General features: G+C 39.7%; 17 protein-coding genes. 8 read left to right on the forward strand and 9 right to left on the reverse strand.

The window, feature by feature from the left end; translation table 11 throughout:
- The first annotated feature begins 413 nt into the window (after positions 1-413).
- The 5 genes from H6G74_RS21525 to H6G74_RS21545 all read left to right on the forward strand — a co-directional run bounded on the left by H6G74_RS21525 (position 414) and on the right by H6G74_RS21545 (position 5,016).
- Complete coding sequence (locus H6G74_RS21525) at positions 414-1,001, forward strand: TetR/AcrR family transcriptional regulator (protein WP_190969612.1); 588 nt, start codon at positions 414-416, stop codon at positions 999-1,001.
- Between the two features lie 24 nt (positions 1,002-1,025).
- The gene (locus H6G74_RS21530; RefSeq protein WP_190969613.1) at positions 1,026-2,315 is read left to right on the forward strand and encodes an ABC exporter membrane fusion protein; all 1,290 of its coding nucleotides are present in this window, start codon (positions 1,026-1,028) and stop codon (positions 2,313-2,315) included.
- Positions 2,316-2,374: 59 nt separating this feature from the next.
- Positions 2,375-3,535, forward strand: coding sequence for an ABC transporter permease DevC (devC, locus tag H6G74_RS21535; RefSeq protein ID WP_190969654.1), 1,161 nt, complete (start codon positions 2,375-2,377; stop codon positions 3,533-3,535).
- A gap of 13 nt (positions 3,536-3,548) precedes the next feature.
- Positions 3,549-4,301, forward strand: a complete 753-nt coding sequence (locus H6G74_RS21540) for a DevA family ABC transporter ATP-binding protein (protein WP_190969614.1) — start codon at positions 3,549-3,551, stop codon at positions 4,299-4,301.
- Between the two features lie 76 nt (positions 4,302-4,377).
- Positions 4,378-5,016 (forward strand): MotA/TolQ/ExbB proton channel family protein, encoded by a 639-nt coding sequence (locus H6G74_RS21545; protein ID WP_190969655.1) that lies wholly within the window; start codon positions 4,378-4,380, stop codon positions 5,014-5,016.
- 164 nt (positions 5,017-5,180) lie between these two features.
- Here H6G74_RS21545 and H6G74_RS21550 read toward each other — a convergent pair whose 3' ends face one another.
- The 5 genes from H6G74_RS21550 to H6G74_RS21570 all read right to left on the reverse strand — a co-directional run bounded on the left by H6G74_RS21550 (position 5,181) and on the right by H6G74_RS21570 (position 15,259).
- Entirely contained in the window at positions 5,181-5,432 is a 252-nt protein-coding gene (locus H6G74_RS21550) for a UPF0175 family protein (protein WP_190969615.1), read from the reverse strand.
- Between the two features lie 41 nt (positions 5,433-5,473).
- Positions 5,474-6,370, reverse strand: coding sequence for a 16S rRNA (cytosine(1402)-N(4))-methyltransferase RsmH (rsmH, locus tag H6G74_RS21555; RefSeq protein ID WP_190969616.1), 897 nt, complete (start codon positions 6,368-6,370; stop codon positions 5,474-5,476).
- A gap of 226 nt (positions 6,371-6,596) precedes the next feature.
- Positions 6,597-8,507 carry a M48 family metallopeptidase gene (locus H6G74_RS21560; RefSeq protein WP_190969617.1) on the reverse strand — a complete coding sequence of 637 codons (1,911 nt, stop codon included), beginning with the start codon at positions 8,505-8,507 and terminating at the stop codon, positions 6,597-6,599.
- 202 nt (positions 8,508-8,709) lie between these two features.
- Positions 8,710-9,408, reverse strand: a complete 699-nt coding sequence (locus tag H6G74_RS21565; RefSeq protein ID WP_190969618.1) for a nuclear transport factor 2 family protein — start codon at positions 9,406-9,408, stop codon at positions 8,710-8,712.
- 418 nt (positions 9,409-9,826) lie between these two features.
- On the reverse strand, positions 9,827-15,259 hold the full coding sequence (locus H6G74_RS21570; protein WP_190969619.1) for a trifunctional serine/threonine-protein kinase/ATP-binding protein/sensor histidine kinase: 5,433 nt from the start codon (positions 15,257-15,259) through the stop codon (positions 9,827-9,829).
- Between the two features lie 613 nt (positions 15,260-15,872).
- Between H6G74_RS21570 and H6G74_RS21575 the strand changes: the two genes are divergently transcribed.
- Both H6G74_RS21575 and H6G74_RS21580 read left to right on the forward strand, forming a co-directional pair.
- Entirely contained in the window at positions 15,873-17,057 is a 1,185-nt protein-coding gene (locus H6G74_RS21575) for an NAD(P)H-quinone oxidoreductase subunit H (protein WP_190969620.1), read from the forward strand.
- Positions 17,058-17,235: 178 nt separating this feature from the next.
- Complete coding sequence (locus H6G74_RS21580) at positions 17,236-17,511, forward strand: DUF5132 domain-containing protein (RefSeq protein ID WP_190969621.1); 276 nt, start codon at positions 17,236-17,238, stop codon at positions 17,509-17,511.
- 26 nt (positions 17,512-17,537) lie between these two features.
- Here H6G74_RS21580 and nblR read toward each other — a convergent pair whose 3' ends face one another.
- From nblR to petM, 4 genes are all read right to left on the reverse strand, one after another.
- Positions 17,538-18,224 carry a response regulator transcription factor NblR gene (gene nblR, locus H6G74_RS21585; protein WP_190969622.1) on the reverse strand — a complete coding sequence of 229 codons (687 nt, stop codon included), beginning with the start codon at positions 18,222-18,224 and terminating at the stop codon, positions 17,538-17,540.
- 269 nt (positions 18,225-18,493) lie between these two features.
- Positions 18,494-19,411 carry an NAD(+) kinase gene (locus H6G74_RS21590; RefSeq protein WP_190969623.1) on the reverse strand — a complete coding sequence of 306 codons (918 nt, stop codon included), beginning with the start codon at positions 19,409-19,411 and terminating at the stop codon, positions 18,494-18,496.
- Positions 19,412-19,542: 131 nt separating this feature from the next.
- Positions 19,543-20,532, reverse strand: a complete 990-nt coding sequence (locus tag H6G74_RS21595; RefSeq protein ID WP_190969624.1) for an SDR family oxidoreductase — start codon at positions 20,530-20,532, stop codon at positions 19,543-19,545.
- A 162-nt stretch (positions 20,533-20,694) separates the two neighbouring features.
- Positions 20,695-20,799, reverse strand: coding sequence for a cytochrome b6-f complex subunit PetM (gene petM / locus H6G74_RS21600; RefSeq protein ID WP_062294992.1), 105 nt, complete (start codon positions 20,797-20,799; stop codon positions 20,695-20,697).
- A gap of 261 nt (positions 20,800-21,060) precedes the next feature.
- Between petM and pdxA the strand changes: the two genes are divergently transcribed.
- Complete coding sequence (pdxA, locus tag H6G74_RS21605) at positions 21,061-22,143, forward strand: 4-hydroxythreonine-4-phosphate dehydrogenase PdxA (protein ID WP_190969625.1); 1,083 nt, start codon at positions 21,061-21,063, stop codon at positions 22,141-22,143.
- The last annotated feature ends 8 nt before the right edge of the window (positions 22,144-22,151 follow it).

Below are 22,151 nucleotides of genomic sequence, written 5' to 3' on the forward strand. Positions count from 1 at the left end.
GAATTAAGTGATTTTACGCCCCTACACCGTTCGGCTGACGCTCATGGCGAAGCCCTTAAACCTTGAAAACGCCAGTCGCCTCCAGTTTTGTGAGTAATTTCGGTGTAAGTATTATTCTGCTTGACATAAACTGACAGTCAAGATTAGATTAAGAAGTGTATATAAGTGTAAATTTAACCTTGACTACTAATAGTCTGCTGTGACTTAGCAAGTTGCCCGTATTCACGACACATTCATAGTTGAGCCACACTGCATCAGATCAAAAGATTTCACGTTTGTCTGTGTAGTATGTGTTTTTATCAATGCCTTGTGTAAGCATTTTTTTACGTGGTAAATTATAAATAACGAACGTTCGATATAAATAAAGTCCGCTCGCTCGCCCCCAGAATTCCAAATCCACAATCATTTGACTTATGCCCAAAATTGTTGACCATGACCAATATCGGAAAGAACTTCTCAGCAAATGCTTTGATTTATTTGCTCAAAAAGGTTATGGCTCGGTGACTATGCGGCAGATTGCTCAAGAGATGGGAGTTTCGACAGGGACTTTGTATCACTACTTTTCTAGTAAAGAAGCCTTATTTGAACAATTAGTAGAAGAAATTTCACAGCAAGATGTGAGTGCGGCTTTGGCAGAACTAGAAGGTAAAGAAACTCTGTCAGAAGCAATGACAGCTTTAGGGAAATATTTAGTCAAAAACGAGGATTACTTTATTAAGTGGACATTTGTTTGGGTTGATTTTTGTCAACATCAAGATTCAGAGAAAATGCGACATCAGAGCAATGTTTTTAAACGTGCTAATCAACGCTATCAGCAAGCTGCTTGTAGGTTTTTAGGTGTGGAAGATCAGGTTTTATCCTCTTTTGTTTTGAGCTTTGTGAATGGGTTAATTCTGGAGAAATTATGGGGAGATGAAACTATTGATTTTGTTGAGCAATGTACGTTGCTGGGGAAAATGTTGACAGTTTATTTGCAACAAAACAGCACGAGTCAGAATTAGTAATTTGAATTTTTAGAGGGGAATATGGGACAAAATCTACTATTGAAATCTGCCAATAAAAAATTATTGGGTTTAGTGATTGGGGCTACGGCTATTACTGGGGGAATTGTGGTTTATGGTGTGTCTCAGTTTGGGTTAATTGGACGCACAGCTTCTCAAGAACCAGCGACTGTAACCGCATCAACACCGAAAGTTTCAGCTTTAGCCAGACTCGAACCAGAAGCAGAAGTGATTAGCTTATCTGCGCCCTTGGTTTTGGATGGCGATCGCCTCCAGGAAATTCGGGTGCAAGAAGGTGATATTGTCAAACCAGGACAGATAATCGCCATTTTAGATTCGCGCGATCGCCTAGAAACTGCTGTACTCCAAGCAGAGAAACAAGTGCGTGTCGCTCAAGCCAGACTTGATCAAGTCAAAGCTGGTGCCAAAACTGGGGAAATTCAGGCACAAAGAGCCAACGTCGAGCGTTTACAGGCTCAATCTGTAGGAGATTTTATTGGACAACGGGAAGCGATCGCCCGGATTGAAGCGCAATGGGAAGGCGATCGAATCGCCCAAGCCGCCAGCATTCGCAAACTCGAAGCAGAACTCCGCAACGCCCAAGTTGAATATGAACGTTATCAAAAGCTATATACCGAAGGCGCAATTTCCAACTCTGCCTTTGACAGTAAACGCTTGATTGTCGAGACAAGCAAACAACAACTAGACGAAGCCAAAGCAGTTTTAGGGCGAATTAATTCCACCGCCAGCAGACAACTAGCAGAAGCGAAAGTTTCTTTAGCACGAATTAACGCCACTGGTAACAAACAAGTTAGCGAAGCCAAAGCCACACTCACCAGTATTGCCGAAGTCCGCCCCGTGGATGTGCAAGCCGCCAGAATGGAAGTTGAAAATGCGATCGCCGCACTCAAACGTGCCCAAACTGACCTACAAGCAGCTTATATTAGAGCGCCAATGACCGGACAAATACTTAAGATTCACACCAGAGTTGGCGAAAAAATGAGTGACAAGGGTATTGCAGACTTAGCGCAAACCGAGCAAATGATTGCAGTCGCCGAAGTTTATCAAACAGACATTGGCAAAGTCAAACTCGGACAAACAGCCACAGTCACCAGTCCAGCATTTAACGGCGAACTGCGCGGTGAAGTTTTCTATGTTGGCTTACAAGTCAACCGCCAAAATGTTTTCAGCAACGAACCTGGAGAAAACTTAGATAGTCGAGTTGTAGAAGTCAAAATTCGCCTCAATCCCGAAGATAGTAAAAAAGTTGCAGGTTTGACAAACTTGCAAGTGCAAACAGCCATTGAAATTTAGGGAGTAGGGAATGGGGGAAAGTTACACCAATAACAAATGACAAATAACAAATGACAAATATGAAATTATTCATCAAAACACCATTAGCATGGCGACAATTATTAAAAGAAAGAACTCGCCTCTTAGTAGCAGTTGCAGGTATTACCTTTGCCGATATGCTGATATTTATTCAGATGGGGTTTGAGGGGGCGTTGTTTGATGCAGCGATCAAACCACATCGCAGTTTACAGGCAGATTTGGTATTAATTAATCCCCAATTTCAAACCCTATTTTCTGTTAAAAGCTTTTCCAGAGAGCGATTGTACCAAACATTAGGTTATGAGGGTGTAAAGTCGGTAAGCCCAGTTTATATTGGCACTGGACAATGGCGCAATCCCGAAACCAGATTAGAACGTGCGATTTTAGTTTGGGGGATTGATCCAGCAAAATCTGTGTTTAATTTTCCCGAAATTCAAAACAATCTAGACCAGATTAAACAATTAAATCAAGTGCTGTTCGACCAAGCAGGTCGTCCAGAATATGGCGCTGTGGGGGAGATTTTTCAGAAAACTGGCAAGTTTGAAACGGAATTGAACAGTAAAAATGTCAGCGTCAAGGGTGTGTTTAGTAATGGTGCGTCTTTTGCTGCTGATGGTAATGTGATCGCCAGTGACTCTACCTTTTTACAAGTCTTTCCCCAACGTAAACCAGACAGTATTGAAGTTGGGTTAATTACTCTCAAACCAGACGCAGACCCTCAAAAAGTACAAGCGCAGCTGATTGCAGGACTACCCAAAGATATCAGTGTCCTGACTCCAGAAGAATTTGCCCAAATTGAAAAAGCCTACTGGTCTAGTGGTACAGGAATTGGCTTTATTTTTGGGTTAGGTGTGGGAGTTGGGTTTATTGTTGGTATTGTGATTGTTTACCAAATTCTGTATTCCGATGTTTCCGATCATTTGCCCGAATATGCAACTTTAAAAGCAATGGGCTATACAGATCGCTATTTGTTAGTAGTGTTGTTCCAAGAAGCATTATTTCTGGCTATTTTAGGTTTTATTCCGGCATTTTTTCTGTCTATCGGGCTGTACAACCTTACCTATGCTGCCACTATGCTGCCCATCGTGATGAGTTCACAACGGGCAATTAATGTATTTGTTTTGACGTTAATCATGTGTACAGGTTCAGGCGCGATCGCTATGCGTAAACTCAGTGCTGCTGACCCTGCTGATATTTTCTAATCATCCAAATTTTATGTTACAAGAATCTCTGCCTGTAAATTCCTCCGACTCACTGGCTAATTTAGAACCTGTAATTACCGTCCATCAATTAAATCATTACTTTGGAGAAGGTAATTTAAAAAAACAGGTTTTATTTGATATTAATTTAGAGATTAATGCTGGTGAAATTGTGATTATGACTGGCCCATCTGGTTCCGGTAAAACCACTTTATTAACATTATTAGGGGGGCTACGATCTGCCCAAGAAGGCAGTTTAAAAATTTTAGGACAGGAAATTTGCGGCGCGAGTAAACGCAAATTAACAGTATTACGTCGTCAAATTGGCTATATTTTTCAGGCACATAACTTGATGACATTTCTCACCGCCAGAGAAAATGTCCGTATGTCTTTAGAATTACATGATGAATACCTGAATGAAAATATGAATGCCAAAGCGATCGCTATGCTAGAAACAGTAGGCTTAGGCGAACGTGTAAACTATTACCCAGAAAAACTTTCCGGCGGACAAAAACAACGGGTAGCGATCGCCCGTGCCTTAGTCAGTCATCCTAAAATTGTCTTAGCAGACGAACCCACAGCCGCCCTCGATAAAAAATCTGGACGTGATGTTGTGGAATTAATGCAGAAACTCGCCAAAGAACAAGGCTGTACAATTTTGCTAGTTACCCATGACAACCGGATTTTAGATATCGCCGATCGCATCATTTATATGGAAGATGGAATACTCAAAAGTGATGGTGTAGATATAGCAACAACAATGCACTAATTCTGCAAAAGAAAACTAATGACAAATGACCAGTGACAATTGACAATGAAAAATTGACAATTGACTCTTGACGAAAATGCAAATTAGCAATTTATTCGCGGCTGGTGGCGTGGTGATGTGGCCGCTACTGGGGTTCTCTCTGTTAGCAGTGGCTTTGATTATTGAACGTATTTTATTTTGGTTCATAATTACCAACCGCCAAAATCCCGTTGTTAAAGAAGTACTCAAGCTTTATCGTTCAGATAATGTGGTTGGTGCTTTAAACAAATTACAGCAAAATACAGATTTACCCATCGCCCGAATTTTTCTCGCCGCTTTAGAATTAGAAGAACCAACACCAGAAGAATTTCGTTTGGCGCTAGAAAGTGAAGCACAAGCCGAAATACCCTTACTCAAACGCTTTCAAAACATTTTTGATACGATCATTGGTCTTGCACCATTATTAGGTTTGTTGGGTACAGTTTTAGGCTTAATTACTTCCTTTGCTTCGCTAAATATTGGTGATGTCGGTGGTACAACAACAGTAGGTGTGACTGCGGGGATTAGTGAAGCATTGGTATCCACCGCATCAGGATTAGTCGTGGCTATTTTTACCCTGTTGTTTGCAAATACCTTCCGAGGACTCTACCAGCGCCAACTAGCACGCATTCAAGAGTATGGTGGACAGTTAGAATTACTCTATCGCCGCCGTTATGAAAGGAGAGATAAATTTTAGGCGTTGCTGAATCAGGAGATGAAATTTGATGTGCTAAAATTTCAAACTCTTTATCCTCTCTGCGTCTCTGCGCCTCTGCGTGATAGAAATCATCCCGCATTTATGCAACGCCAGATTTTAATTATATTAAAGTGCTGAGTATGGACTCAGCAACAATGACAGAGTTAGTCATCACTCAATTCATCAACGATTTGGTCATCATCAAGGTTAATCACAGGAATTTGTAAACGTCCTAGTTCGTACATAAATTGAGGTTTGTTCATATTGCAAAAAGCAGCAGCTTTACCGAGTGAGAGTCGCCGTAACTCATATAGTTTCACAGCAAGCAAAAACGTGAGTTCTGCTTCTAAGGCTTGGGGTGATTTACCAGAGGTAATAAGTAAGTCATCAGGATATTGCAGGGAGAGGGTGTGCATTGTTCCTAACTCGGTTTTTTAGTTTAATTATGCTTGAATCTTCAATTGATTTTTTCTGCTATTCTCAGTTTGGCAGAACGCGATCGCGGGTTATTACTAATCTCTAACTCTTGTGCTGTGATTGGCTTTTTGGTGATCACCCGCAACAGTGGAGAATTGCGTAAACCATGCTTAACTAAGCGGTCTTCTAAACTATGAAAACTAATTACCGCAATTCTCCCACCAGGAACCAAGGCGTTTGGTGCTTTGGCTAAAAAAGTTTCTAAAGACTTTAACTCATCATTGACCACAATTCGCAAAGCTTGAAAGGCGCGGGTTGCTGGGTGGATTCTACCATAACGGTATTTGGGAGGAACAGCAGAGGCGATCGCTTCCGCTAATGCTGTTGTTGTATCAAATGGACGACGTTCGACAATGCGTCTAGCTATCCGTCGAGATAATCTTTCTTCACCGTATTTAAAGAAAATATCTGCAAGTTCCGCTTCCTCCCACTCATTAATCACATCCGCCGCCGTCAGGGAAGCTTGCTGATTCATCCGCATATCTAAACTTGCAGTATGGCGAAAGCTAAAACCCCGTGCGGGAGTATCTAACTGATAAGAACTCACTCCCAAATCAGCGAGGATACCATTAAAAGTAGCGTCGGGAAACTGGTAAGCCGCAAAGTTACTTTGAATAAATTTTACGCGATCGCCAAACTCCGCTAATTCTTTCTTGGCTGCGGCTAAAGCATCCTCATCTTGGTCAATAGCAGTTAACTGTACATCCGGTGCAGTTTGTAAAATCAACCGACTGTGGCCACCACCACCTACAGTTGTATCCAAATAATGACCTCCCGCAGACACCGCTAAACCTGCAATTATTTCTTGCGGTAACACAGGTAAATGAGAAAATACCTGTTCGTCAATAATTAGCGATGAGGAAGAATCAGAATTCATTAGACTTAAAGCAAAAATCTGTAGTAGTAGTCAAAAATCTGTGAAACTTTTCTTAGCGTCCTACCCTGCGGGAAGCCGCTATCGCCTCTATGCACCCTTTGCGGTTCGTTAAAAATATTTTCACAAATGAAAGATAATTTCCTTCAAATACTACCACACAGAATTATTATGTATTTCACTTCCAAGAGAAATTTACTTCACACAGAGGCACTGAGAGTAAGAGATTTCATTTTTTAATTTTTTGTTGGTAAACAGTTGCCTCTGGTATTTGTTTAAACTTCTTCTCAAAATTGAGATTACTATTCAAAATAAAGCAAAATACTGCTCCTGGCAATTCAATTTCTTTTAACAGTGCGTCAACAAGTTGTGCGTTATCAGTTTCATGATTGCTTTCCCAGAAGCTAAATTTTCGCATTACAGCCAGGATATAAAGTGGTTTTTCGGGGAAATACTGCACAACTTTTTGGACTAAATAAGCAGTTGTAATATTGGGATAGCGAGATAATTGCTGACGTAGATGAGTTATTTCTGCATCAGAAAGACTATGGGCTTTAAATTCGTCAGTTACATTTAAACTAGCACGTTCTTCTTGACCACGTAAGAGCAGATCATAATGTTCTTCGGCCAGATCATGATATAGTTCGGCTCGATCATCCTGTCCTTGGCGTTTGAGGAAAGAACAGATTATTTGATAACCATCAACAGCAATGTCGATATCTTTGGCGATCGCTCTTTCAATATGTTCGATACCACTAGCATCTTGTTGTTTTAATAGTATTTGTCCTAATAGGTAATTAGCGGAAGCATGGGTATGATCTAATTGAATGACTTCGCGCAACAATGGTATGACAGCTTCTTCACCTTCTAGCTCAAATGTTAATAATGCTCTTGTCGTTGCTTCTCCTAATGATAGCGGTTGTTTTTCAGCCTTGGCATTGAGTTTATCTAAGATAGCTAATGATTGTTGCAATTCTGCATATTTTTGTCGCCAAGGTGTGGCGATTTTTTCACACCAAGCTTGACTAAAATTATCTCTAATGTTTTCAAAAGCGTTACCTAAATATTCTTGTGCTGCACTAATCAGCATTGGTGCAGCCACAGATAATTCTTCTTGAATACCAGGAACAAAGCCTAAAGCTTGTAATCTATCTGTTAGGGAAGGATGAGTATCTGTATGATTCGTTTTTTCCGCCAGTGCTTGCGCTAAATAAATACTTGCTTCTCTCAAAGGTACTCCTTGAGTTAAAGCTGTTTGCATAGCGGTATAACTTGTTTTTGGTGGCTCAACTTCTGTTTGGACTTGATGATAAATATTAGACCAGAAATAATTTTCTAAAAATCTAATTTTTACCTTGCGATTCATCAAAGCCTTGGCTGTATTTTCTACGCCTGTGATTTCTACAGCACATCTATCAACTTCATATTCGTGTAATCTGGCTAATTCAAAAGAATAAGCTGAAAAAAATGGAATATACCACTGTAAGAACTTGTGAAAAACTACCCATAATGATTCATTACTACTTTGTTCTAGCACTGCTTGAATGCGATACCAAATGAGACGCTGACGATAAATCCAAGCATTGAAGCGATGATAATTTCCTGATAAATGTCCCAACTCATGAACTAAAACCGCCCGAAATTGTTCAGGAGGCAATGCTAACATCAATGGCAAACCGACAACCAGGTAATTTTGATACCAGCCAAATAAACCTAAGCGTGGTCTCTGCACAACGGTGGCATTAAAATCTGTGGTGAGTAAGATATGATGAAATCTCGGAGCCTTTAATTTTGTAGTGAGATCATCAACCAAACAAAACAAGCTAGGTGCATCTTTGCGGCGTAATGCTAACCCTGTAGGTGGGGGAACTGATACCCAAAGCGATCGCAATAATATAATAGCGATCGCTAGTAAAAAAATCACACCTTTAATAGTTCCACGGCTAAATGATCTAGCATTGAACATCAACCAGCCAATAGCTAGCAGTAATGCCACAGTTACAGCTAAAATCATGACTATGTAGGCGTAACCTAACACAGCCAAACATGCAACGTGAAATCTATAAAGATTTGGCTGTTGACTAGCAAAAATTTCTAATCTCTGAATTAGCTTATCAAAACGCTGTTGATCGAAAGCCATAGATGTTTACTAGCTTGTTCAATTTGCAATATAGCTGACACCATATATGCTTGACTTACGTAAAAATGCAGAACTCTTGAGTCATTTATTCTTTGTGCCATTCTACGTAAATATATAATGCTCAGAGTTGATACTTTTTAGGACAGGTAAAATACCTGTCCTAACTGTTGATTAATCCCAAATTAAACTCTGTGTAACGTTCTTACATATAACCAGGAACATGTGGTCTATGTGGTTTTTTGGAATTATTAGAATCATCAGAGGAAGTATTAGAAACAGAATTACTACTTCTAGCTGCTGAAGAAACTTCCGCGTCAGGAGAAGCAGGAGAAGAAAGATTTAAGAAATCAATCAGTGTCAGAACACGTTCCTTAATTTTCCATTTACCATTTTGAATGACAACTTTATCTACATAGGTACCATTAGCAACATCAATGCTGGTATCGGAAAGCTTATGGGTTGCATGAAGGTAAGAAGACATAGTTGCCGTATTATTTTTGACATCTATATCGAAAGTACCTAGCAAATGTTGAGTAGCTGTATATCCATTACCTTGAAATACTGAAGAGACAAAATTAGCCCAATTAACTGCACCAATAAATTGTGCCTGAGCGCCATTGGGAAAAATCGCAGTTATTTTAGCATCTGGAGTAAAACATTTTTGGTAAGTATTTATACCTTCTTGCAAATTCCCGCGACCGATAGCATCAGTTCCTAATGCGTAACAAACTGACAAACTTTCAATTTCTGATTCTGCATTTGGTTGTGATGCACTGGCTACATCAAATTTACTTCCTACGAAAATAACGATTACACCAGCCAGCAAAATCAAGCTTAACCGCTTGACAACAAATGACATTAAATTTGATGCAATCTGCTGAATTTCTCTGCTTTTTTTCATAGAATTAACGTCTCAATGCCTATATATATAAATGTCTGGATTTTTGCTGGTATTTTTTACTGCAAGCTATTGCTTATCTAGCTATAAAAATTGGCTAAATTCTGTTCACTTTATCAGTAAAAAGTTATGCCAAAGAGGTTATTTAATTACTTTTGGTCATATCAATATTAATAACAATTTCTACGCTAGATGCAACTGAGGATTACAACCATTTTTTAACCAAAGTAATAATCTTAGTTATGTGTGAATAAATTGTTGATATTCTGTAAAATTACTTTCAATCTATAAAAAATTCATAAATATAATATGAAAAAATAATACCCATTTTTTAGAAAATGGGTAGAGAAAAAATCCAATGATATTAGAGACTGTGTATACAATATCTCTAATAGTGTGACTATAACTTGATGTCAATTATTTATGAACTAGAAATAGGAAGGGAAATGATAAATTCTGTGCCTACTCCTAAAGCTGACTCACAATCTAAACTACCATTATGATTATCAACAATAATTTGCCGACTTATAGATAAGCCTAGTCCTGTACCTTTACCCACATTTTTAGTAGTAAATAAGTGATCAAAAATACAGGCTTTCACTTCTTCCGTCATACCTTTAGCATTATCTTTAATTTTAATTACCACCTGTTGATGCACCTGATCAACCTCTGTTTTGATAGTAATTGTATTCGTGATATCTGCTGGTTTATCTGCTATTTGCCTGGAAGAGTAGGCTTCTTCTAAAGCATCAATGGCATTAGCTAAGATATTCATAAAAACTTGGTTTAGCTGTCCTAAGTAGCATTCTACTGAAGGAATATTGCCATACTCTTTAATAACTTGAATACCAGGATGATCATAGTTGGCTTTTAAGCGATGTTGTAAAATCATCAAGGTACTATCAATTCCATCATGAATATTGGCTGATACTTTAGATTTGGTATCCGCGCGAGAAAATGTCCGCAGAGAAGTACTAATTTCCCGAATCCGTTTTGTCCCTGTTTTCATCCCATCAATCATTTTGGGTAATTCTTCTAATAAAATATCTATATCTATTTCTTCGGCTTTATCATCAATTTCATCACCAGGATGAGGAAAATTAGACTGATAAAGTTGTAGATAATCAATCAAATCAGTCACAGCATCTTTAGCTAAATCTAGATTGCCAGAAATAAAGCTGAGTGGGTTGTTAATTTCATGGGCAACCCCAGCGACTAAATTACCTAAAGATGACATTTTTTCACTTTGGATAATTTGTAATTGTGCTGCTTGTAAGTCTTGGAGAGACTGGGATAATTGCTTAGATTTATCTTGTTCGTTGGCATATAGACGAGCATTTTCAATTGCGATCGCCATTTGAGAAACCAAAACTTTTAATACCTTTACCCTTTCAGGCATAAACGCCCCTGTGGACAATTTATTCTCTAGATAAATAATCCCTGTAATTTGTGATTGATAAATAATTGGCAAACAAAGAATGGATTTAGATTTTGCTGCTTGAATATAGCTATCGATGCTAAAAGGTTCAGTCGCGCCTGCATCATTTAAGATGAGATTTTCTTGGGTGCGGAAAACATAATTAATCACAGACAACGGTAAATCGAGATAGCTATTAATAGGCAGTGATTGTAAAACTGTGACCATATCATCCACAGCATTACCAGCAGCTTCGATATATAGCTGATTTTCTTTTACCAGTAGTAATACGGCTTTTTGGGCAGCAGCATTTTCTAGTAAAATCTTGATTAACTTACTTAACAAGTTTTCTAAGACAATTTCATTAGTAATTGCTTGAGAAACTTTAATGAAGGTATTTAAGTCCAAGAAATCGCCTAAACCACTACTGGTAGTAGTGTGAGTTGTAGTGCGAACGACATCTAGTTTGAGGGCGGAATTATCGGGAGTGGTAGTTTGTTTAACCAAAAAAGGATATTGGACTTCTAATTGTTTAACTTTGGCGATCGCACCCCAACGAATACAGGCATAATAAGCCTTAGTAATGTAAGTTTGCTGAATTAATTCTTTCCCTACAGACCGATAAAACTCACCCGCTAACTGATATGCTAAAGCTTCATCTAACAGATAACCATTAACTTGCGCTTTTTGAATAGCCAGTTCATAGTAATCCATCGCCTCTAAATGGCGCTGTAAAACTCTCTGTATTTCTGCTTCCACCAAATAAAATTTATGCAGGTGATTCATCGGTGCATGAGTCGCCCAGAGTTCCATTTTTTGCTGATTATTTCTGACTTTGGCTAAAATTTCTGCTTGTGTTGATTCAGAAGCTGTTGGATAATTTGCCAGTTGTGCTAATGAATCATAAAAATAGAACAAGGGAACTACAAATAATCCGGTAACACCACCTAATGATTTTTCTGCCATTGCTGCATACTCAACAGCAAGCTGATACTCACCAAATAAATAAGCCAGCATCAGTTTATTAACAAACAGGTGATTTATAGTGTACAAATCATTCACCTGTTGATGAGTAGGTAACATCACTTGCTCATCGTAAGCTTCGCCCATTAAATAGTAAACATTCTCTGGACTGCCTTTCAAATTCAATACTGTTTGCAGATATATAGAATTCCAAGTAAAGGCGACTTGTTGCTGAATTTTTTTCAGTGAGTCACAATAAGCAACCAGTTCTTTTTCTAAAATCCAGAGCTCCTTGCCCAGCCAAAAAGAGTGATAAGGATAGATATATCCACAATAACCAGCATATTCTAAATCTCCAGTTTCTAAACCACTGGCAAATCCTTGTTTAGATGTGATTAAGGTTTCTTGAATATGTTCTTGCCAGTGCATCACATGGGCGCTGACTACTGTGAGAATTTTTGGTTTTAATTCTTGGGCATTAAATTGTGAAACTACATTTAATGCTAATTTCCCAAATTCATAGCCGACATCAATTTTTCCTTGAACTCCGCAAAGCAGTAATCCATATAAGCTGTAGCCATAGGCAGAAACAGATGTATTGCCATATTTTAAAGACAAAATCACCATTTCATAGGCAATGAGGGGCATTAACTCTGGTGCAGTTTGAAAAGCTGCGGGGAGAACTCCCATTAAAATTCTCATTGCTGCTATCTTTTGAGGATCGGTCATTAATGGTAGGTTAATTAAATCTGCGATCGCTTTGGTTTGTAAATTAGCAGTAATTTCCTCTACCCTGAGTTCATATTCCACGGTTGTTGGTTGCTCTGGAATTTTAATTCCCAGTAACTCTAGAGTTGATAATGCGATTTGAATTGCTTTTCGTTGTTGTTTATGAATAATCGAGGCGATAATCTGCACTTCATAAACATGGACTTTATCAAGTAAAGTTTGCGCCTCCAGTAACACAACATCAGCCCATTCCAACATTTGTTCAAAGTTACTACCCAAATGAGCAACTTCCGCACCACCTTCATATAAACTTAGTGCTAACTGATATTCTGTTTGCCAAACATCTGTGCTTAACAGTTCTATACCAATTTTGTAATACTTCAAAGCGGCTTCATACGCGGTAGATGCTTTCGCCTTCCGTCCCGCAATTAAATTAAACTTGGCTAATTCTGTCTTTTGGGATTGCTCAACTATGGAATTAACACCAACATTTAGCTGATTAACTATATCAAAAATATGAGCTTCGATTTCTGCTGGAGGGATATTTTTGACAAGCAACTGACCGATTTTTAAATGAGTATCTTGCTTTTGAGATGCTGGAATTAAGGAGTAAGCAGCTTGTTGTACTCGGTCGTGTAAAAATTTATAACTAATTGTAGAAGTTTCAAATTTTAATTTGACTGCCTCTTCTTGATTAAAAACTAAAGGAATCCGGTAACTTTCATTTAAAGGCAAAATCAGTCCAGCTTGTAACGCTGGATATAATTCATTAGCTGTGATTGACGGTGCTTTTTCATTGATAATTGTCAACACATCTAGGCTAAATCTATCACCTACACAAGCGGCTAATTTCAAAATATCCTGAGTAGCCGGAGGTAGTTTTTCCAGACGACTAGCAACTAGTTCGACAACATTTTTATCAGTAATGCCAATTGCTTGAATTTTGTCTAAATCCCACTGCCATTGTTGACTATTAAAATCAAATAACAATAAATATTCTTGATAAAGTGCTTGCAGCAATTGAGTCAAGAAAAAGGGATTCCCACCTGTTTTATTAAAAATTAATTCGGCTAGTTGAAAAATCTGCTGTTTCAATGCTTGAGATATCACATCCTGATTGCTGCTATGGCGGCTTGCTTGTAGAGTCTCAGCAATTATTTGGTTAACGTGATGTAAATCTAAAGGTTGTAAAACCAGATTATTGACAGTTATGCCGACATTCTCAATCTCAGTGATTGTCTGAATTAAAGGATGGGTGGGACTGACTTCATTATCTCTGTATGCACCAATGAATAATAAATATTTGCTATTGGGGTTTGTTGTTAGTAGTTTGATTAAGTTTAAAGTAGCCGAATCTGCCCATTGCAAATCATCTAAAAATATAACTAATGGATGTTCTTTTTGAGTAAAAACCTGAATAAACTCTTCAAAAACTCTATGAAAGCGATTTTGCGACTCGGATGCACCTAATTCTGGGATTTCTGGTTGTTTGCCAATGATTAATTCGACTTCGGGAATCACATCAGTAATTACCTTACCGTTTGTTCCTAAGGCGGCTAATATCTTGCTTTTCCAAACAGATATTTTTTCTTGGTTTTCTGTTAACAAACAGCGTACTAAATAGGTAAAAGCCTGAATTAAAGAAGCGTAGGGAATATTCCGCTTGAGTTGGTCAAATTTACCAGAAATAAAGTAGCCTTGCCGTTGGGTTATAGGTTTATTGACTTCATTAACTAATGCAGATTTCCCAATACCGGAATATCCAGAGACTAGCATAATTTCACTAGTACCAGAATTCACACGCTCAAAGGCTGTTAAAAGTTCATTAACTTGGGTTTCCCTACCGTATAACTTTTGGGGGATTAATAACTGACTTAAAATATCTAACTGACCAGGAATAAAGTTAGTAATTTCCCCTTTAGTTTCTAATTGTTCCAGACAATTTTCTAAATCAACTAATAATCCTGTTGCACTTTGATATCTATCTTCAGCATTTTTCGCCATCAGTTTCATCACAATTTCTGAAACTGTATCGGGAATTTCAGGATTCAATAACTGAGGATTGACTGGCGGAACTGCAATATGTCGATAAACAACTTCTAGGGGATCTGGGCTGATGAATGGAATTTGCTGAGTCAGCATTTCATATAAAGTCACGCCCAGGGAATAAAAATCGCTACGATAGTCAAGAATACGATTCATTCTCCCTGTTTGTTCAGGAGACATATAGGCGAGTGTCCCTTCTACACAATTAGGATTGGTAAATTGGGGAGTTTCTTTATTTAACCGAGAGGCGATACCAAAGTCAGCAAGTTTAACAGTATTGGTTTGTAAGTTAATAATAATGTTGCTGGGCTTGATATCTTTATGAATAATTTGCTGTTGATGAAGATGTTCTAAAGCTTTAGTTAATTCGATGGTAATTTTTAAAGATTGAATTAAGTCAAGAGTATTTGTCTGGATAAATTGGGCTAAAGATTGACCACCAAAATCTTCGAGCAATAGTCCGACACGATGCTCAAAATTTTCTAAACTGATAGCTTTAACAATATAAGGAGAATCTAAAGTCTGTTGAATCAGATATTCATTTTTGAGGCGGGTAAAAGCTTCTAGGCTAGGATATTCTTTTTTTAAAAGCTTGAGAATAACTGATTGCTTAGTTTCTGGTAGGTGCGTGCGATAGATAATCGTTTGCAGTCCTTCATGGAGATTAGAGAGGATAGGATATTCTGTAAGATTTGGCATTTGTTTTTAGTTTTAAAGGAACACAAATTAAAATAAAATCTTCGCTAGTTATGGAAGAGTTACTGGTTTAATTATTCCCAGTGTTATGGCAATGATCACAATCATGTAAGTTATTAATGCCTCATATCAGTTTTTTGAGTTAAAAATTGCAGTTAAAACTGATAGAAATATACAAAGGCAGATTTCAAACAAACAATTTCGGCTTATGGGAAGGTTAATTAAATACCGTAAATTACCCAGCTTTTTGAGCAGATCACCCTGACACTCAATTCTAAGTACGATGTTGCTGTAAAAACTACTGTGCTTGTACTTAACCTATTGTAAAGACAGCGATCGCACTCCAACACAACCAGAGTTGAAAAAATTCCGATGCTTGAATTTCCGGCATCTCAAGCTCCATATAATAGTTGAAGAAGTGAAACAAAACGAAACATCGTAAAATCTCTCTGCTGCCACATCTTCTCCAACAAACTCCGGTATTGACAATGGATGCAGGCTTTACCCGCAAAATATTGTCCTTACAAACTTAACTTTGGCAGACACGATTTTATCGGTCTGGTTGGCATCTACGCGGTTCCTTTCAATTTTTGATCATGGGAGAACACGGAAATTTATGGCCAGAATAGAAACCCGTACTGAACCAATGGTGCTGAACATGGGGCCACACCACCCCTCAATGCACGGGGTTCTGCGGCTAATTGTCACCTTGGATGGCGAGGATGTCATTGATTGTGAACCGGTGATCGGCTATTTACACCGAGGTATGGAAAAAATTGCCGAGAACCGTACCACTGTTATGTATGTTCCCTACGTTAGTCGCTGGGACTACGCAGCAGGAATGTTTAACGAAGCTGTCACAGTTAACGCCCCCGAAAAGTTAGCTGGGATTGCAGTTCCCAAACGCGCCAGCTACATCCGCGTCATTATGCTGGAACTTAATCGCATCGCCAACCACTTGCTATGGTTTGGCCCGTTCCTAGCTGACGTAGGCGCACAAACTCCCTTCTTCTACCAATTCCGAGAACGGGAGATGATTTACGATTTGTGGGAAGCCGCTACAGGCTACCGTATGGTAAATAACAACTACTTCCGCGTTGGCGGTGTGGCTGCGGATTTACCGTATGGTTGGGTAGATAAATGTGAAGAATTTTGCGACTACTTCTTACCTGTAGTTGATGAATACGAAAAGTTAGTTACCAATAACCCCATCTTCCGCCGTCGTGTTGAAGGTATTGGTACAATTACCCGCGAAGAAGCAATTAACTGGGGGCTATCTGGCCCAATGTTACGTGCTTCTGGCGTGAAGTGGGACTTGCGTAAAGTTGACCATTACGAATGCTACGACGATTTTGACTGGGAAGTTCAGTGGGAAACTGCCGGTGATTGTTTAGCGCGTTATATGGTACGGATGCGGGAAATGCGCGAATCTGTGAAGATTCTCAAGCAAGCCCTGAAAGGATTACCAGGCGGCCCCTACGAAAACCTAGAAGCTAAACGCCTAGCTGCTGGCAAAAAATCTGAATGGGATGATTTTGATTACCAGTTTATTGGTAAAAAGGTTGCTCCCACCTTCAAAATGCCCAAAGGCGAAATTTATGCCCGTGTGGAAAGCGGTAAAGGTGAACTAGGCATTTATCTGGTTGGTGATGATAATGTCTTCCCTTGGCGCTGGAAAATTCGCCCCGCAGATTTCAACAACCTGCAAATTCTGCCTCACTTATTGCGGGGTATGAAGGTCGCAGATATTGTGGTCATCCTCGGTAGTATTGACGTAATCATGGGATCTGTAGACAGATAAGCGATGATTATTTTAGGGTAGGCATCTTGCCTGCCCAAACAAACCAAGTAATATTCAGAGTAATCAAACTAGCCTCTTTGCCTCTGTTACATTACTTTGCAGTTGAAGGCTGATTTGCCTGAGTACTAACAAAAAAGAATTAAAATAAACTGAGGAAAACCAGGGAGGTGAACATATTATGTCTGTAAAACTTTTACCAGACCTTGGAGATTTAGCTGAAGGACTAGGAGTTACAGGTATTGTTGGGGTTGTGCTAGTGCCTGTATTGTTGCCAGTAGTCGCTGGTGTTGGTAGACCAGTAGCCAAAGCAGTTGTGAAAAAAGGAATATTATTCTACGAAAAAAGCAAAGCTGCGATCGCAGAAGTGAGTGAAGTCTGGGACGATATCATTGCTGAAGCTAAGGCAGAAGTTGGTGAAGAACGGATGAAATCAGCAGAACCCAGAGAAATCTAGGCTGCGTCACCAAATGCCGAATTATTTTAAGACTCCCGCAAGACATATCCCACACCCCGCACTGTTTGAATGAGGCGTTTTTGTCCTTCATCTTCAATTTTCAGGCGGAGATAACGAATATAAACCTCAATCACATTTGATTCACCCATAAAGTCGTAACCCCAAACATTTTCTAATATTTGTTCGCGGGTTAATACTTCACGGGGATGTTCCATTAAGAACTTCAATAACTCAAATTCTTTCATCGTTAAATCAATTACCCGGCCATTCTGAATAGCGCGACGGGTTGAAATATCTAAAACTAAATCCCCAAAACGCAACTGTTCTGTCGTATCAATATCAGGTTTTAAATACAAGCGAATTAGCTTTAAAAATTCTTCTGGGCGGTAAGGTTTGAGAATATAATCATCAGCGCCCGCTTCTAGACAAGCTACACGGTCATCAACGGTATCCCGCGCCATTAACACCAGCACCGGAGAACGCATCCCAGTACTTCTGATATTTTTACATAAGGATAGTCCCGATTCCCCTGCCAACATCCGGTCTAAAACAATTAAAGCAGGTTGACAATCACGGCTATATTGCAACCCACTGGCGGCATCGTGGGCCAAAATCGCATCATAACCAGCTTCTTGCAAATCAGAAGATAGCTGATTTGCCAAGCTTTCATCAGTTTCAATCACCAACACACAGGGACTGTGAGCAACTGTCATAAATTTTAAGTCAAAAGTCAATGGTCAATGGTCAACAGAAGTAGCACTCAGCACTTGGCGATAACTTTGTTTTTCAATTCTATTTATAAACTAGTAATTCGGGAAAAAACCCAAAGAAACAATTTTGACTCCAGTAAAGGTTGTCTATTGATCATGGGTGTAGGGGTATAGGGGTTTAAGGGTGTATGTATCTCAAACCCTTTCACCTCTACACTCAATCTCCACAGACAATCTTGGTGCGTAAGTCCTCAAATATTGACCATTGACCATTACGGTAATTCCACAGAGGTGGGTTTGGCGATATGCGGTAGACCCCATCCGAGTTTTTCGCGTAAGATGCGGAAAAATTCTGGTGGTTGTAGACGAATAAATCGGACACTATATTGCGATCGCTCTAAATATACCCGATCTTCCGAGAACACATAACACCCGCCATTGCCATCGACCACCATCACCAAACGCGGAATATTGACCGGATAAATATTTACAGTCTCCGTATCTGGGAACACCAAAGCCCTAGAAGCTAAGGAATGCGGACAAATCGGTACTAACTGTAAAGCTGGTATCCCAGGAGTGACTACGGGGCCGCCTGCACTGAGGGAATAGGCCGTAGAACCTGTAGGTGTCGAAACAATTATGCCATCTGCGGCAATATCTACTGGTGCGTGACGACCAATAGCAATTTCAAAATGACACATACAAGTTAACGGTTCTCGATGCAGCACCATTTCGTTCAAGCACAGGGCTTCCCAGAGAAGCGAATCTCCGCGCAATACTTTCACAGTCAGCATTGCCCGTTCTTCAATTTCATACTCACCCGCCATTGCTTGTTCTAGGGCTTGGGGGAGTTGATTAAGATAAGCTTCTGTTAAAAACCCCATGTGACCGGTATTCACTGTTAACAAGGGAATACCCAAGGGTGCAACTTGACGAGATGCAGCTAAAACGGTGCCGTCTCCCCCTAGGACAACCGCAAACTTCATGTCTGAGTCAAACCCAGGTGGTGTTAAACCGTCAACTGGAGTGTGGCATACAGGACTTTCGGGATTGGCATAGCCCAGTATTCCACCGATGCTACTGGTGACACATACATCCCAACCCGCAACGGTGAGTTTTTCTTCTAGTTCGATAGCGACACGACTGGCTATCGGTTTTAAATCATTGTAGATAATGCCTGCTTTCGGCACATTCAAATATCCAAACTTTTAGCGATGCTTTGTACTATGTAATCCTTACATATTTTGAGTCCGTGAGCAAAATTCAAAAAGAGGCTAGAGACTAGAGGCTAGGGGCTAGCATTTTTTACTCAGCACAATGACTATTGACTATTAACTTTTTTAAATGGCGATCGTTTGTCTTTTTGCTTTTTGGTCTTGGTTTTTTCGTAGTTTAGCTCTTTGAGCTTTTTCATAATTCTACTAAAATACTCTTGTAAATAAACTTCGAGAGTAGTTGTTTCTTGTGGATTTAAGCCAAATACTTGATACACTTCATCCATTGGGGCGTTTAATGGTCTGCCACTGGCTAACACTTCTGTAAACGCCAGTCTATCTGCTACATTCCATCCCCACTGAAAGAACCGGACACATCGGCGTACAGTCCGCAATAAGTTTAATGGCATTCTGGTGACTTTGGCATCTTTACCAGACAAGCGTTCACACAAGCTAATAATTTCTTCTGCACTCCAAGCACGAGTTCCCACAACCGGGAAAGCTTGTTTTTCTGTGGCTGGTACACTCAAAGCCCGCACAGCAAATTTCGCAATGTCTTGAGTATCCATATAAGCAATCGGTGATGACTCACCAGTTACCCAAACTGGCTGTGCTTCTAAAATCGGGATGCCATATTGACCAATTAACCCTTGCATGAAGCCAGCTAAACGTAAAACTGTGTAATTGAGTCCAGATTCAGCTAAAAATAGTTCTGTACACCGCTTAATTTCCATCAGGGGTACTTCTGGGTATTTTTCGGCATCAATTATAGAGAAGAAAATAAAACGTTCCACACCTGCCGCTTTAGCTGCTTGAATTAAGGCTACTTGACCTTCCCAGTCTACCTGCTTAATTGTTAAAGAATCGGTGGCACGGGAAGTAGCCGCATCAATAATTGCGGTGACTCCTTCTAGTGCGGTTGGTAGGGTTTCGGGGTAGCACAAATCTCCGAGAACGAGTTCCGCACCCCACTCTTTGAGAAATGCCGCTTTTTTACTACTGCGGACAAGACAACGCACTTTATACCCCTCATCGATCGCACGACGAGCCACTTGTCTTCCCAAGGTGCCAGTGGCACCGACTATTAGTAATGTCATGAGGGTTGTATTAAATCTTAATGTTTTATGAAAAGAATCTTAACAGAATTATATCCGTAAACAAAAGTTTACACTTTTCTTAGAAATTATTTAATACCTGAAAATTTTGAAAACAGCGTTGTCCGTTATCCGGACACGCTATTTTTTCAGACTCCAGAGAGATTATTCTTCTGCACCCTGAATTTTCAGCAATAAAGCACCTAAAGCCCAACCCACGAAGATTAAACTAAAAGCCAGAAAAGCTGTACTGAAAATTTCGCCACCCATTGTTGTGTGTCTCCTTTGTGAATCGTTTGTCATAATTCTAAAGGCTAACCTTTAGATTGCATATAATTTGGGCTGTTTGTTGCCATCTGGGAATTCAGGAGTAGAAGTTTTACTTTTACCAATGACCCCAGATAGACTGAAGTTTCTCAACAGCTACCGTTGAATTAGACCTGTGTAAACAATTCTAAACTAGTTTGATGGTTAATCCCGATGATTGCGGGATCAAGCCAATTCCATGACAAATCGAGATAAATTAGTCTTATGTATCAAAGTGAGCAAAACCTCATAGCAAAATCACACAAAGCAATTCGGCCTCGATTAGCACTGACATTGGGAGATACCGCAGGAATTGGGACTGAAGTAATCTTAAAAGCTTTAGCTGATCCACAAGTAACTCAAAATTGTGATGTCACGATAGTAGGAAATCAAGATTGGTTAGTGCAGACTTATGACCAATTAAATTTATCGGGTAATTTAGTCGCCTTGGCAAATCCCCACAGCTTAAAAGTTATTGATGTGCAGTTGCATCAAAATCTCGATGACATTGTTCCTGGTGTGGGTAACAGGGTGAGTGGTGCGGCGAGTTTTGCTTATATGGAATATGCGATCGCCCAAACATTAGTAGGCGAATTTGATGGTATAGTCACAGCGCCCATTGCTAAATCCGCTTGGAAAGCCGCAGGCTATAATTATCCCGGTCAAACAGAACTTTTGGCAGAAAAATCAAATGTAGAGCGATATGGGATGTTATTTGTAGCGCGATCGCCTTACACTGGTTGGACACTCCGCACCCTGTTAGCTACAACACACATTCCCCTGCGCCAAGTAGCAGATACACTCACACCCCAATTACTCAGCCAAAAACTAGATTTATTGGTAGAGTGCTTACAAACAGATTTTGGTATTAGTAAACCGAGAATTGCGATCGCAGGTTTAAATCCCCATAGTGGCGAACAAGGACAACTAGGAACCGAAGAACTCGATTGGTTGATTCCTTGGATCAAACAAGAACAGCAAAAACGCCCCCAATTGGTCTTAGAAGGGCCAATTCCTCCCGATACAATGTGGGTGAAACCTGGTCAAGCTTGGTATGGCAATTCATCCATTCAGAATCCAGCAGATGCGTATTTGGCACTTTACCACGACCAAGGCTTAATTCCTGTGAAACTCATGGCCTTTGACCGCGCTGTGAATACTTCCATTGGTTTACCATTTATCCGCACTTCACCAGACCACGGTACAGCATTTGATATTGCAGGTAAAGGAATTGCCGACCCCACCAGTATGAAAGCCGCAATTCAATTAGCTGCTGAGTTAGCCAGTACTAGAAGACAAGTTGATTGATGAAAAAA

This window comes from Nostoc spongiaeforme FACHB-130 (genome assembly GCF_014698475.1).
GTDB classification, from domain to species: domain Bacteria; phylum Cyanobacteriota; class Cyanobacteriia; order Cyanobacteriales; family Nostocaceae; genus Nostoc_B; species Nostoc_B spongiaeforme.

Excerpts from the sequence above, each read along its gene's own strand:
- H6G74_RS21525 (WP_190969612.1), top strand. The coding sequence starts at position 414 with ATGCCCAAAATTGTTGACCATGACCAATATCGGAAAGAACTTCTCAGC.
- H6G74_RS21530 (WP_190969613.1), top strand. The coding sequence starts at position 1,026 with ATGGGACAAAATCTACTATTGAAATCTGCCAATAAAAAATTATTGGGT.
- devC (WP_190969654.1), top strand. The coding sequence starts at position 2,375 with ATGAAATTATTCATCAAAACACCATTAGCATGGCGACAATTATTAAAA.
- H6G74_RS21540 (WP_190969614.1), top strand. The coding sequence starts at position 3,549 with ATGTTACAAGAATCTCTGCCTGTAAATTCCTCCGACTCACTGGCTAAT.
- H6G74_RS21545 (WP_190969655.1), top strand. The coding sequence starts at position 4,378 with ATGCAAATTAGCAATTTATTCGCGGCTGGTGGCGTGGTGATGTGGCCG.
- H6G74_RS21550 (WP_190969615.1), bottom strand. The coding sequence starts at position 5,432 with ATGCACACCCTCTCCCTGCAATATCCTGATGACTTACTTATTACCTCT.
- rsmH (WP_190969616.1), bottom strand. The coding sequence starts at position 6,370 with ATGAATTCTGATTCTTCCTCATCGCTAATTATTGACGAACAGGTATTT.
- H6G74_RS21560 (WP_190969617.1), bottom strand. The coding sequence starts at position 8,507 with ATGGCTTTCGATCAACAGCGTTTTGATAAGCTAATTCAGAGATTAGAA.
- H6G74_RS21565 (WP_190969618.1), bottom strand. The coding sequence starts at position 9,408 with ATGAAAAAAAGCAGAGAAATTCAGCAGATTGCATCAAATTTAATGTCA.
- H6G74_RS21570 (WP_190969619.1), bottom strand. The coding sequence starts at position 15,259 with ATGCCAAATCTTACAGAATATCCTATCCTCTCTAATCTCCATGAAGGA.
- H6G74_RS21575 (WP_190969620.1), top strand. The coding sequence starts at position 15,873 with ATGGCCAGAATAGAAACCCGTACTGAACCAATGGTGCTGAACATGGGG.
- H6G74_RS21580 (WP_190969621.1), top strand. The coding sequence starts at position 17,236 with ATGTCTGTAAAACTTTTACCAGACCTTGGAGATTTAGCTGAAGGACTA.
- nblR (WP_190969622.1), bottom strand. The coding sequence starts at position 18,224 with ATGACAGTTGCTCACAGTCCCTGTGTGTTGGTGATTGAAACTGATGAA.
- H6G74_RS21595 (WP_190969624.1), bottom strand. The coding sequence starts at position 20,532 with ATGACATTACTAATAGTCGGTGCCACTGGCACCTTGGGAAGACAAGTG.
- petM (WP_062294992.1), bottom strand. The coding sequence starts at position 20,799 with ATGGGTGGCGAAATTTTCAGTACAGCTTTTCTGGCTTTTAGTTTAATC.
- pdxA (WP_190969625.1), top strand. The coding sequence starts at position 21,061 with ATGTATCAAAGTGAGCAAAACCTCATAGCAAAATCACACAAAGCAATT.